The organism is Candidatus Desulfofervidus auxilii, from assembly GCF_001577525.1.
Lineage (GTDB): Bacteria > Desulfobacterota > Desulfofervidia > Desulfofervidales > Desulfofervidaceae > Desulfofervidus > Desulfofervidus auxilii.
Map to the genome: position 1 here is coordinate 1,378,447 of NZ_CP013015.1, position 12,260 is coordinate 1,390,706.

The window sequence follows — 12,260 nt, forward strand, 5'->3', positions numbered from 1 at the left end:
CAACGTTGACAGGGTAATCCCTTTTTATTTGTATCTGATTTAGACCCTTTACCTAAAATTATTGACTTTTGACCTTAATGCGAGTAATTTCTAATTCATGGAAAGTAAGATTGCTAGCAGTCTTAAATTAAGATACCATCCCGTGGCCATTCTTTGGACAGATGAAAGACCAAAAGAGGCATTGCAGTTTAAAAAAGGGAGATGGGGTTGTGTAATGTGGCTCTTTGCCCATGCAGCTAAAGGCCAAATAGCGGTATTTGATAGAGAAACGTATGGTTGCTGGGGTGGGGGAGTAGGATTAGGATTTGGCAATCAGTATAAAAACTTCCCAGGGGGTGTAGAGTGTTTTTACCGATTCCTCTCCCAGGGAAACGAAGACTGGGTGCCCGGAAAGAAAGTAGCCCAAGAGATTAAAAAGTTTGTTAGAAAGGATTTTTTGGAGGATTTTTTACAAGGAGAGCGGTATAAGGAGTCTTTTGAACTAGTGAAAAAATTTGTTGAGCAATTGCCTATTATTGATATCCCTAACAAATATGTAGTATTTAAACCTTTAAGAGACATAGATATAAATCAGGAAAGGCCTCAAGTCATTGTATTTTTGGCTAATCCTGATCAGCTTTCGGCCTTAATTATCCTGGCCAATTATAAAAGAGAAGGGAGTGAAAATGTTATTATTCCTTGGGCAGCAGGGTGTCAAACCATAGGTATTTTGGCTTATCAAGAAGCAAATGCTAAAAGTCCAAGGGCCATTGTGGGACTTACCGATATATCGGCCAGAAAAAATATAAGAAGATTATTGGATAAAAATTTGTTTTCTTTGGCCGTTCCTTTAAAGATGTTTCAAGAAATGGAAGAAAGCGTGGAGCATAGTTTTCTTGAAAGACCCACCTGGAAGGCCATTGAGGGATGACATATTTTCTGGGTCTCACATTGACACTCTTTAAGGAGGTTTAAATGCCAGGTAATTCTTTTGGGCAGGCATTCCGAATTACTACTTTTGGTGAGTCACATGGAATTGCTTTGGGAGTGATTATTGATGGTTGCCCTCCCAAATTACCCTTAACTGCAGCGGATATTCAAGAAGAATTAGATAAACGTCGTCCTGGACGAAAATTGACCACTCCTCGTCGTGAGCCAGATAGGGTAGAGATACTTTCTGGGGTCTTTGAGGGAAAGACCTTAGGGACACCTATTACCTTGATTGTTTATAATCAGGATGTGGATAGCAGTAAGTATGAGGCTATCAAAGATGTTTTCCGTCCTGGTCATGGAGATTTTACCTATTTTAAAAAATATGGTATTAGAGATTGGCGAGGAGGGGGGAGGTCTTCAGGAAGAGAGACTGTAGCCCGGGTGGCAGCTGGGGCCGTAGCCCAAAGGTTGTTGGATAGATGGAAGATAGAAGTTTATGCTTATACTGTTGCCTTGGGTGGTATTTATGCCCAAGAATGCGATTTGGATTTTATTGAAAAAAACGCCCTTTTTTGTTGTGATAAATCAGTTTATAAAAAGATGGAGCAGCGGATTTTAGAAGTCAAAAAACAAGGAGATTCTTTAGGTGGGATTGTAGAGGTGCGGGTAAAAAATTGCCCTAGTGGTTTAGGAGAGCCAGTCTTTGACAAATTAGATGCTGAATTGGCTAAGGCATTAATGTCTATTGGGGCCGTAAAGGGAGTGGAAATTGGGGCAGGTTTTAAGGTAGCAGACCTGTTGGGTTCAGAGTGTAATGATGAAATTACCCCTCAAGGCTTTCTCAGTAATAACGCTGGTGGCATTTTAGCTGGTATTTCCAATGGAGATGAAATTATTGTGAGGGCGGCAGTCAAACCCATTTCTTCTATAGAAAAGGAACAGCGCACCATTACTGAAAATGGGAAGCCCACAACTATTTCAGTAAAAGGCAGGCATGATATTTCAGCCATTCCTAGAATTGTGCCTGTTTGTGCGGCTATGGTGAGATTAGTGTTAGCAGACCACCTTTTGAGACAGAGGATGATTAGTGAAGAAGCCTAATATTATCGGCATCATTGGAGGCACTGGCCGCATGGGTCAGTGGTTTGAGGCCTTTTTTGAAAAAAGAGGATATGAAGTCCTCATTTCCAGCAGACGCACTCCCTTGAGTAATAAAGAATTAGTCCAAAAAAGCGATGTAGTAATTATTTCTGTGCCTATCAGGGTAACCGTGGAAATAATCAAGGAAGTAGGTCCTTATATCGCCCCTGAGGCCTTATTAATGGACTTTACCTCTTTAAAAAAGGCCTCAGTGGAAGCGATGTTAAAGTATAGTAAGTCAGAGGTTATGGGAGCCCATCCTTTATTTGGCCCTAATATAGAAAGTTTAAAGGGTCAGACTATTATCCTCTGTCCTGCCCGTGGGGAGAGTTGGTTGCCTTGGCTAAAGGAAGTTTTTAAAGAGGCCTATTTAGAAATTACTACCCCTGAGAAACATGACCAAATAATGGCTGTTATTCAAGCCTTAACTCACTTTTTTCTCTTGGGTTTTGCGCTTATCCTTAAGGAATCACCCTTTTCTATGGAGACCTTAATGCGTTATGCCACTCCTAATTTTCAGATTATTTCTCAGCGTATTTTTCATTTAAACCATCAAAACCCAGAGATTTATGCCTCCATCCAATTTGACAATCCCTTTTATCACGAAAAAATCCTTCCTTTATGTTGGGAGGTTTTAGAAAGACTAAAAAAAATAATTCAAGACCAGAATTATGAAGAATTTTTAAAGATATTCCAGGAATTAGGAGATTTTTTGGGAAATTATAGTTCTCCGCAGAAAGGTTTTTGATGAGCATGGTGAGACATCTTTCACCACTCTGAAGGTGTAGAAGCTGAGCGCAAAGAAGAGCACGGGAAGGAGATAAATTTTCCTTAGTTTGCATAGGTTTTTTTAATTCATTTACCCATTTACTCTTTCACTCATTCACTGTTATTGGGAGGATAAGCCCTAATAATTCTAATTGCAACCAATTTTACATTCAGCCTGGGACAGTGCCTTCATTTATTCCTTACCATTTTTTATCTTATGCTTTAGCCGACAAATTCCACACTGAGGGGCTATAGTGGGATAGCCACATTCAGGGCAAAGGTGCAAATCCTGATTTTTCTTCACCGAGGATTGGAACAAAGGGCCAATTTTTTTTAAAAATCCTTCATAGAAATCCAGCTTTGTCCCAGGGAATTCTAATTCAAGCTGGTTCATATATTGTTTGTATCTTAAAAAGGTAGCCCCCTTGCTATAAGGGCAGGAACCAGCAAAATAATCAATTCCTCTCAAAAATGCATAAGCAGCAGTCTCATATTCTCCTAACCGATATAGAGGTTTCACCTTTTTAGCAAATCCATAAACAGATGGAAGGATAGGTGATTGTTCAATGAGATAAGGCATTTGCCAACGTAAGACATTAGCCAAGAGCCGACTGGCTTCATCATCTAGATTATGCCCTGTGGCCAAGACCTGAAATTTATTTTTGTAAGCAATGTGGTTAAAATAATACCTCTTTATCTGTCCACAAATAGAGCAAGGGGTTTTCCGGGTATATTTCACTACCCAAGGTATAGCTATACCTTCTTCAGCCAGGTCTAAGATTATTAAATGGCCTTGTCTTTGGTGAGCAAATTTTTCTACTTTTTCTCTAGCTTTTTCAGAAAATCCCTCTATCTTTAAATCTACAAAAAGGCCGCTTACCCGGTAGCCTAATTTTACCAATATATCCCAGAGAGCAAGACTGTCTTTGCCTCCAGAAACAGCCACCAGGATATGTTCATGGGGTTTAAACATCTGCCATTTTTTAATGGCTTTTTCTACTTGACGTTGGAAAAAGACAAAAAAACAATCTCTACAAAAGGCTGCATTATGGCTGGGTAATTCCACTTCTGCTTGTTGACCACAGCGCTTACACTTCATCCCTTGGAACCTACCAATCTGATTTCTATTTCTTCTCCATCTTTGATAAACAAATCTGAGGTAAGAAGTTGATTATCTTTAATCACCAACGCAGTAGTAGGAGATAAATGGAGTTTCTTTAATATTTGTCTCACCTGGCCTCCTTTTTGTAACTTGATCTCCTTTCCTTCTGGGAAAAACCTTATCTTGATCATTTCTTGCTCAGACTTTGTTTTTAAGTTATTGTTTCACGTCAGAAACAAGATGTCAATTTAGAGAAAACTCCAAAATCCGTGATTGATTTTTGGATAAAATTCCAACCTGCTTTTAAAGTTATCACGGATCTGAGGTCTTGTTGGAAGTTTTGAGAATTTGTGTTAAAAGTAAATCTCAAAAATGTATTTGTCCAAACCCATTTTAAAGAAATATTTACTTCGTTTCTTAGAAGCCGACTTAGGCCTAGGTGACATTACTACTTCATTGCTTATTCCACCTCAGGCAAAGGCCTCAGCTAAGATAGTGCTCAAAGAGCCTAAACCGGTATTTTTGGCAGGATTAGAAGAGGTAATTTGTCTCTTTGATGTCTTGGGAATAAAGGCCAAATCTCCTTATCAGGATGGGGTGTGGGCTGAGCCTCAAGCAGAACTGATTTTATTAGAAGGTAAGGCTAGAGATATCTTAGTAGGAGAAAGGACTGCCTTAAATATCTTAATGCGTATGACGGCTATTGCTACCATGACTAAAAATATTCAGGATAGAATAAAAGCCATTGGCTCAAGCAGCAAAATTTCCGCCACCCGCAAGACATTACCTGGATTTATTTATTTTGATAAAAAAGCAGTGGCTATTGGAGGGGGGGATACCCACCGTTTTCACTTAGAAGATGCTATTTTAATTAAAAACAACCATTTGATATTAGTAGGAAGTATAACTGAGGCTCTGAAACGGGCAAGAAGGGCAAGTTTTAGTAAAAAAATAGAAATAGAAGTGAGCAGTTTAGAACAAGCCCTTAAAGCGGCTACTTTAGGAGTAGATATTATAATGTTAGACAATTTTTCTCCCAAAATGGTGAAAGAAACTATGAATGCCCTAAAACAAAAGGGTCTGAGGGAAAAGGTGCTTATTGAGGTTTCGGGAGGAATAACCCCAGAAACGGTTTTAGATTATGCCAGTTATAACCCAGATATTATTAGTTGTGGTGGCCTTACCAATTCTGTAAAGGCGGTAGATATGAGTTTGAAAATAGAAAAGTAATCATCATGCCTAAGAAGAAAAGCTCAATTACTCCTAAAAAGATTATAAAATACATGAACCAAGTGGATAAACCTGTTACTATTAGGGAGATATGTAGGCATCTTGGGTTAAAAGAGAGAAAAAAAGTTCAAGAAATTCTTACAGACTTAGAAAAACAAGGTAAAATAATCCAGATAAGCAGTCAAAGATATGGCCTTCTCCATAAAATGAACTTGGTAGTTGGTCACCTCTCTTATCATCCTGATGGTTATGGTTTTGTAATCCCAGAAAAAGAAAAAAAGGGGGACATTTTTATCAAACCTAGACATTTAAAAAAAGCCATGCATGGAGACAGAGTGATAGTCCGTTTAGATAAGCGCAGGCGAGGAAGGCTAGCTGAAGGCGAGATTGTTCGCATTTTAGAAAGGAAAAATAAATACATAGTAGGAATATTTGAAACAGATGGTCAGGTGGGTTTTCTTATTCCTGAAGAACAACGTTTTGCCACTGAGATTGTTATACCTTTATCCTGGGCAAAAAAAGCAGGTTCAGGACAAATGGTAGTAGCAGAGATTGTGCGTTTTCCTAATTTACATAGAGGTGCTTTAGCCAAGATTGTGGAGGTATTGGGAGACGCTTCTTTGCTTAGCACCCAGACACAAATTGTAACCTATAAATATAATTTGCCTCAAATTTTTCCAGAGCCAGCCTTAAAGGAAGCTGAGGAGGCAGCCTCTCAAGCTGTTTCCTTAAATTCCAGATCTGACCTGAGAAGATTAACTTTTTTCACTATTGACGGTGAAAAAGCAAAGGATTTTGACGATGCAGTAGGGATAAAAAAAGAAAAGAGTGGCTATAGGTTATATGTATCCATTGCCGATGTGGCTTATTATGTTCCCCCTCACTCGGTATTAGACAGAGAGGCGTTTTTAAGGGGAAATAGTGTGTATTTCCCTGAACAAGTGTTACCCATGCTTCCCTTTTCTCTCTCTCAAGGAATTTGCAGTTTAAATCCCAAACAAGACCGTCTAACCATAACTGTAGAGATGCGGTTTACACAACATGGAGAGATGGTTAATTACAATATTTATCAAAGTGTCATTCAAAGTAAAGCTAGACTGACTTATTCTCAAGTGCAATCTGTGTTGGATAATCGTGAGTCAGGAATTAGAAGTAAACGCATCATCGGTGCCCTTCAACTTATGGCAGAATTGGCAGAAATCTTGCGTCAACGACGGATGAAGCGAGGAAGCCTTGATTTTGATTTGCCAGAACCTAAGGTGATATTAGATTTATTAGGGCATACTACTGATATTATTAGGGCAGAAAGATTGTTTTCTCATAAAATTATTGAGGAATTCATGATTGCTACTAATGAGACGGTGGCTATGCATTTGACAGAACAAGGCTGGCCTATGGTATATAGAGTTCACGATAAACCCACAGAGGAAAAGGTGGTTGCTTTCACTAAATTGATAGAAACTTTAGGATATAACTTTCCTCTCAAGAAGGAATACACTCCCATAGACTTTCAAAGACTACTGGAAGAAGTAAAAGGCAGCCCCCATGAGTTTTTAGTGAATCGTTTGTTATTGCGTTCATTGAAACAAGCCAGGTATAGCTCTTATAACACGGGACATTTTGGGCTGGCCTCAGATTGCTACACCCATTTTACCTCCCCTATCCGTCGGTATGCAGATTTAGTAGTTCACAGGATCTTAAAAAAACAACTCCACTATAAAAGGCCCCAAGCGAAATTGATAAAAAATTTAGAGGGTATTTGTGAGCATATTTCTGAAAAAGAACGTATTGCCATGGAGGCAGAGAGAGAAATTATAGATAGACTTAGAGTTCAATTTATGACCAATAAAATAGGAGAAGAATATGATGGTGTCATCTCAGGGGTTACTGGCTTTGGTTTTTTTGTGGAATTAAATAGTGTGTTTGTGGAAGGATTGGTTCGATTATCTTCTTTGCATGATGATTATTATTTCTTTGACCAAAGAAACTTTACCCTTATTGGGAAACGCACCCGAAAAAGCTTTAGACTAGGAGACAAGGTGAGAGTGAGAGTAATAGATGTAAAACCACATCGCCGCGAAATAGAATTGCATTTACTAAAAAAATACCAGATTTTTTCAAATTTATAATCTGTTTAGTAACTGACCTCACGCACATTATAAAAAATCATTTTTTAAGGGTTGCGGTCGTTTTCTTTTAAAGTTATTACGGATTTGGGGACTTTTTTCTTCTTTTATTTTAAGTTATATTAAACTTATGAAAATACAAAAAATTCAGTCTTTATGTATTCTTTCCTTTTTTCTTATTGCTTGTGCTACAGCTCCATATACCCATAGAAAACAATTAATTTTGATTGACCCTGATAGCGAAATGAGTTTAGGTCTTGAAGCTCAAAAACAAATCTTAAAAAAGGCTAAGCTTTGTAAAGATAAAGAAATAGTAAACATGGTAAACAGAGTTGGTTGGCGTATTGCTAAAGCTACACGACGTAATTTACCATGGGAATTTTATGTCATAAAGGATGATAAGACAGCCAATGCCTTTTGTTTGCCTGGAGGAAAGGTGTTTGTCTATACAGGTATACTAAAATATACCCAGGATGAAACTGGTTTGGCCACAGTATTGGCCCATGAAATAGGCCATGCCATTGCGCGGCATGGGGCAGAGAGAATGAGTATGGTTTTGGTCGCTCAAGTGGGAGAGGCAGCCTTAGCTACGGTTTTAAAAGCACATTCTGAGACTACACGTCAGGCCTTTTTAATTGGTTATGGTCTAGGGGCACAGTTAGGTGTCCTTCTACCTTATAGTCGTGTCCAGGAATACGAAGCTGACCATCTGGGACTTATTTTAATGGCTAAGGCTGGTTATGACCCTAGAAAGGCCATTGCCTTTTGGGAAAGAATGTCTCAAGAAAATAAAAAAAAGCATATCCCTGAATTTTTATCTACTCACCCTACAGATGAAAAGCGGATAGAAGCCATTAAGCAACTTTTACCAGAAGCACTTAAATATTATAATCCTAATGGAGGAGAAAATGTTGGGAACTAGTATTTTGAAAGAACTTAACCATTTATCTTTGAAAAATTTTGTAAAATTTTATCTTTTTAATCACCAACAACCTGATTTGTTCTTCAAGATAGATGAATTTTTACAAGATATAAAGAAAATTCAACCAGAGGTGGAAATCATTTACAAAACAGAACCTATAGAGCCATCACCCATGCTTAAAGTAACAAATATATCTGATGAGATAAGTATTTATTATCTGGCTATTCCTAAAGGTCCTGAGTGGCCTCCATTTTTTCAAATATTGCAAGCCATTTCTACAAATCAATCTTTTCTTTCCCCTCGAGATAAAAATAAAATAAAAAAAGTAAACAAACCTGTAAAGATAAGGGTTTTTATTATGCCTCAGTGCTCATTTTGTCCATTAGTGGTAACACTGGCCACTCAACTGGCCATTGCTCAACCCTTAATTCAAACTTTTATTATAGATGGAAGCCTTTATCCGGAAGTAGCTCAACAATACAAAATTACCTCAGCACCCACCGTGGTTATTAATGAGGATTATTTCTTAGTTGGACAGGATGGTAAAGAAAAACTCATAGATTGGATACTTAAGGCAGGGGAAACCATGTATGACCCTGAGGTATTAAGGTCTCTTTTAAATCAAGGTAAAGCAGAGCGGATAGTGGAGTTGTGTTTAAAAGAAGAGGGATATTTAATGAGTTTGCTAACCTTACTCAAACATGAAAAAATTTTTACCCGTATTGGGGCAATGCGGGTATTAGAAGAGTTGTTTGACAAATCACCTAGATTGGCAGAAAAAATCATGCCCTACCTTTTAAAAATGCTAGAAACTTCAGAAAAAAGAGACAAAGATGACCTTCTTTTCCTTTTGGGTATTATTGGCACACCAGAAGCCATTCCCAAGTTGCACCAAATTGCCCAGACTACTTCGTCTACTATTAGAGAAGCTGCAGTGGAGGCCATTGAACACATAAAAGAACGTTATGGAGAATTCCATTAAAAGTGTAATAATTGACTTTAGAGTATGACTTTTTTGAATTCGATCCTGTCATCATAAATCCTCACTCAATCAAAATAAAATAAAAAATGGCCCGCCTCGGCCGTCAGGCAGGTTGGAATTTTATCCAAAAATCAATCGCCGTTTTTGGGATCTGACTTCAATTCTCATTAACTAGGGGTAGCATAACTGTGGAGACCAGAAAGGAGAAAGTTCACTCCAAAGTAAGTAAAAAGCACAGATGCAAAACCTATGATGGAGAGCACTGCCATTTTTGTTTCTCGCCAGCCCTTTACTAAACGGCAGTGGATAAAGGTAGCATAAATAAACCAAGTAATAAGTGACCAGGTCTCTTTAGGATCCCAGCTCCAATAACTTCCCCAAGCCTTATCTGCCCATACCGCCCCAGTAATGATTCCAACAGTAAGCAAAGTAAATCCAAAGGTAATGGTCTGGTAAATTAAGGCATCTAATTGTAGTTTAGGTGGAAAAACATCCCAAAAGCTGCCCTTTTCTGGACGCAAAAGATAAACAATGCTAAAACCAAATGATACAGCAAAAGCACCATAGGCTAGAAAACAAGTAATTACGTGGACAATAAGCCAATTACTTTGTAAGGCTGGAATAAGTGGTTCAATGCGGCTGTTCACATTGGGAGAAAAAGAAGCATAGGCCATCGTGAGAAAAGCAAAAGGCATTACAAATGCCCCTAAAATAGGCCTTTTATATTTTTTCTCAATGACTAGATATAAAAAGGCAATACACCATCCAAAAAATATGAGGGATTCATAAAGATTGGATAAAGGGGCATGCCCTATGCCCATTTGATGGGATTCTATCCAGCGAAGGAGAATGCCTATGGTGTGAACACCTAAAGTAAAAATAGTAACGTAAGTAGCTATTTTTTGCAAAATAGGCTTGCGAAAGGCAACAAATCCCAGATAGAGCAGAAAACAACCCAAATATAGGAAGGTCACATAACTAAGAATTTTTATGTTCCACATGGTAAAACCTCTTTTATTTTTGATACCCAATTCTCAAATGTTTGTCTAAATAATACCTTTCTTTTTACACATGTTCCACCTAACCATATTTCGCACCCTTTGGGATGTGTGTCTAATTGTAGCCATATTCTCTGGGGAATAATAAAAAAGCTAATCATTAGTCCTAAAACCAGTATGATGCATCCCCCCCAAATAATCCATACCCCTAAATCCTTTTTTACCTGTAATCCTGTATATCGGCTATAATCTTTAAGACGAAATATATATTTCCCTTTGCGGTGCATGGCATCAAAATTAGGAAATTTTTCAAAAACCCATGTTTGTTGAATTCTTCCATCTTCTGATACCTCAAGCTGAAATGCAATGCCCGCATTCATAAATTCAGGAAAGGCCTTAACCAGCTTCACATATCCATTACTATCAGGTAAGGACACAGATTGATTAAAGGGAACAGTCACTAAGAAATGCTTATTGGTCTCACGATTTATAACTTCTAAGGTCAAAGTGGGTTCTGGCGCAACTCCATAGGTGGCTTGATAAAATCGCAACCCTTTATAATCCAAAGGGCCATTGACCGTAATGTCCTTTTTGATTGTTTTTTCACCGTCTATAACTGTCACTTTAGATAAATATTCTTTAGGCATGCCATTGGGATAGTATTCTATTATAAACTTCTCACACTTCAAACTAAAAGGCAGGTTATAACGCTGGTGGTGCCTTCTCCCTTGTAAAAATATAGTGTTGCTTGCCTTTCCTTCTGGGATAAACATCATACCTGAAAAACCAAAGAGGGAGCTTATTAATCCACCAAAGAGAATGATTAAGATGCCAGTATGGATAATATAAGGGCCAAAGTAACTAATCTTTCCTTTTTGGGCATGGAGAGAGAACTTTGGATTGTTAATTACCTGTAAGTTACCAAATTCTTTTTTGAATAAAGAAATAAGACTTTGTTTTGCTTTTTCCAAAGAGGTGGGACATACAAAGTGTTCTGAAAAAGAAAGGTTTTGGAAAAATTTTTTATCTATATTCCTTTTTTCTTGATAACGGAATAGACGCAGAGTTTTGGGTAGACGGTCTAAAGAACAGGCGATAAGGTTAATTCCTAAGAAAATTAAAAGAAATTGAAACCAAGGGGCATGGTAAACATCATATAGGGAAAAAATATGTATAATTCTTGTCCCTAATTTACCAAATAACTTAAGATAAACTTCTTGAGTTTGATTTTGAGGTAATAATGTGCCTATGGTGCAAGCTATGGTTAAGAAAAGAAGTAGAAAAATGGCCACTCGGGCTGAAGTCAAAAAATGAACAAACCCTTTCCATAAAGACTTCATGCTTGATTTTTTTTACCTTTCTCTTCTTCCAGTTCTTTTTCAGGAGTGACATCTATGGCCTTATCTTCTTTAAACGATTTTTTGAAATTACGAATACCTTGTCCCAATCCTGCCCCTATCTCAGGTAAACGTCTCGCTCCAAAGATAATTATTACAATGGCCAATATAATTAGCAACTCGGTTAAACCAATACCGCCCATAAAGACGGGAAATAACATAAATTACTCCTTTTATCAAGTAGTCCTATTTTGAAATTAGCATTTATTCATAATAGTGTCAATATAAAGTGAGTTTACTAATAGGACTTCGTCAGAGTAATTTTAACGGAGATCCAAATGTTAAGCGCACCTGTCTGCCGACAGGCAGGATGGCTCAATGCAGAATGCAAATTGAAAAATGCAAAATCGCCTTCTGTCAAATTGGAACGTTAGCACGTTTACACGTTTGCATGTTAGAACGTTGGCACGTTAGAATTGGGAATTAGGAACTGGGAATTGGGAATTTCTATTTTCTATTTCCTATTTTCTGTTTCCCTTTCCTTCTTTATGCACGTTTACAAAGTTGTAAGTTAGAAAGTTTGCAAGTTAACACGTTGGAACTGGGAAATGGGAACTGGAAATTTCTGTTTTCCGTTTTCTATTTTCTTAACTGTATTTTGTAGGTTTGAACTTTCCATTTAAAAAGTCAAGTAAAAAATGGAAATATTTTTTAAGCAGCCTTCTCCATTTCCTCCTTTAAGA

At 37.7% G+C, this 12,260-nt stretch carries 12 protein-coding genes; 7 read left to right on the forward strand and 5 right to left on the reverse strand.

From position 1 onward, the window contains the following. The first annotated feature begins 97 nt into the window (after positions 1–97). From HS1_RS06930 to HS1_RS06940, 3 genes are read left to right on the forward strand one after another with little or no spacing between them, the layout of a single operon-like run. The gene (locus HS1_RS06930) at positions 98–910 is read left to right on the forward strand and encodes a DUF169 domain-containing protein (RefSeq protein ID WP_066062820.1); all 813 of its coding nucleotides are present in this window, start codon (positions 98–100) and stop codon (positions 908–910) included. 44 nt (positions 911–954) lie between these two features. Continuing rightward, positions 955–2,013, forward strand: coding sequence for a chorismate synthase (gene aroC / locus HS1_RS06935; protein WP_066062824.1), 1,059 nt, complete (start codon positions 955–957; stop codon positions 2,011–2,013). Beyond that, positions 2,000–2,800, forward strand: a complete 801-nt coding sequence (locus tag HS1_RS06940) for a prephenate dehydrogenase/arogenate dehydrogenase family protein (RefSeq protein WP_066062827.1) — start codon at positions 2,000–2,002, stop codon at positions 2,798–2,800. The genes aroC and HS1_RS06940 overlap by 14 nt, the downstream gene beginning before the upstream one ends. Before the next feature lie 213 nt (positions 2,801–3,013). Here the strand turns inward: HS1_RS06940 and HS1_RS06945 are convergent, their stop codons facing one another. Together HS1_RS06945 and HS1_RS06950 are read right to left on the reverse strand one after the other, a co-directional pair. Beyond that, positions 3,014–3,919: a PP-loop family protein gene (locus HS1_RS06945; protein ID WP_066062829.1), complete on the reverse strand. Its 906-nt coding sequence runs from the start codon at positions 3,917–3,919 to the stop codon at positions 3,014–3,016. Continuing rightward, positions 3,916–4,113 carry a ubiquitin family protein gene (locus tag HS1_RS06950; protein ID WP_066062832.1) on the reverse strand — a complete coding sequence of 66 codons (198 nt, stop codon included), beginning with the start codon at positions 4,111–4,113 and terminating at the stop codon, positions 3,916–3,918. The genes HS1_RS06945 and HS1_RS06950 overlap by 4 nt, the downstream gene beginning before the upstream one ends. Before the next feature lie 187 nt (positions 4,114–4,300). On the opposite strand from HS1_RS06950, the gene nadC reads away from it, so the two are divergent. From nadC to HS1_RS06970, 4 genes are all read left to right on the forward strand, one after another. Continuing rightward, the gene (gene nadC / locus HS1_RS06955; protein WP_245669934.1) at positions 4,301–5,152 is read left to right on the forward strand and encodes a carboxylating nicotinate-nucleotide diphosphorylase; all 852 of its coding nucleotides are present in this window, start codon (positions 4,301–4,303) and stop codon (positions 5,150–5,152) included. A 5-nt stretch (positions 5,153–5,157) separates the two neighbouring features. Next, positions 5,158–7,281, forward strand: a complete 2,124-nt coding sequence (gene rnr, locus HS1_RS06960; RefSeq protein ID WP_066062838.1) for a ribonuclease R — start codon at positions 5,158–5,160, stop codon at positions 7,279–7,281. Positions 7,282–7,408: 127 nt separating this feature from the next. Next, the gene (locus HS1_RS06965; RefSeq protein ID WP_066062842.1) at positions 7,409–8,200 is read left to right on the forward strand and encodes a M48 family metallopeptidase; all 792 of its coding nucleotides are present in this window, start codon (positions 7,409–7,411) and stop codon (positions 8,198–8,200) included. After that, complete coding sequence (locus HS1_RS06970; RefSeq protein ID WP_066062844.1) at positions 8,187–9,182, forward strand: thioredoxin family protein; 996 nt, start codon at positions 8,187–8,189, stop codon at positions 9,180–9,182. Before HS1_RS06965 ends, HS1_RS06970 begins: the two co-directional genes overlap by 14 nt. 167 nt (positions 9,183–9,349) lie before the next feature. Here the strand turns inward: HS1_RS06970 and ccsB are convergent, their stop codons facing one another. The 3 genes from ccsB to tatA are packed head-to-tail and all read right to left on the reverse strand — an operon-like array spanning position 9,350 to position 11,720. Then, positions 9,350–10,183, reverse strand: a complete 834-nt coding sequence (gene ccsB, locus HS1_RS06975; protein WP_066062848.1) for a c-type cytochrome biogenesis protein CcsB — start codon at positions 10,181–10,183, stop codon at positions 9,350–9,352. Then, positions 10,171–11,520 carry a cytochrome c biogenesis protein ResB gene (gene resB, locus HS1_RS06980; RefSeq protein ID WP_066062851.1) on the reverse strand — a complete coding sequence of 450 codons (1,350 nt, stop codon included), beginning with the start codon at positions 11,518–11,520 and terminating at the stop codon, positions 10,171–10,173. Before resB ends, ccsB begins: the two co-directional genes overlap by 13 nt. Next, on the reverse strand, positions 11,517–11,720 hold the full coding sequence (gene tatA, locus HS1_RS06985) for a twin-arginine translocase TatA/TatE family subunit (RefSeq protein WP_066066499.1): 204 nt from the start codon (positions 11,718–11,720) through the stop codon (positions 11,517–11,519). The genes resB and tatA overlap by 4 nt, the downstream gene beginning before the upstream one ends. Positions 11,721–12,260: the final 540 nt, after the last annotated feature.

Coding starts and splice junctions, on each gene's coding strand:
- HS1_RS06930 (WP_066062820.1), top strand. CDS start 98: ATGGAAAGTAAGATTGCTAGCAGTCTTAAATTAAGATACCATCCCGTG.
- aroC (WP_066062824.1), top strand. CDS start 955: ATGCCAGGTAATTCTTTTGGGCAGGCATTCCGAATTACTACTTTTGGT.
- HS1_RS06945 (WP_066062829.1), bottom strand. CDS start 3,919: ATGAAGTGTAAGCGCTGTGGTCAACAAGCAGAAGTGGAATTACCCAGC.
- HS1_RS06950 (WP_066062832.1), bottom strand. CDS start 4,113: ATGATCAAGATAAGGTTTTTCCCAGAAGGAAAGGAGATCAAGTTACAA.
- rnr (WP_066062838.1), top strand. CDS start 5,158: ATGCCTAAGAAGAAAAGCTCAATTACTCCTAAAAAGATTATAAAATAC.
- HS1_RS06965 (WP_066062842.1), top strand. CDS start 7,409: ATGAAAATACAAAAAATTCAGTCTTTATGTATTCTTTCCTTTTTTCTT.
- HS1_RS06970 (WP_066062844.1), top strand. CDS start 8,187: ATGTTGGGAACTAGTATTTTGAAAGAACTTAACCATTTATCTTTGAAA.
- ccsB (WP_066062848.1), bottom strand. CDS start 10,183: ATGTGGAACATAAAAATTCTTAGTTATGTGACCTTCCTATATTTGGGT.
- resB (WP_066062851.1), bottom strand. CDS start 11,520: ATGAAGTCTTTATGGAAAGGGTTTGTTCATTTTTTGACTTCAGCCCGA.
- tatA (WP_066066499.1), bottom strand. CDS start 11,720: ATGGGCGGTATTGGTTTAACCGAGTTGCTAATTATATTGGCCATTGTA.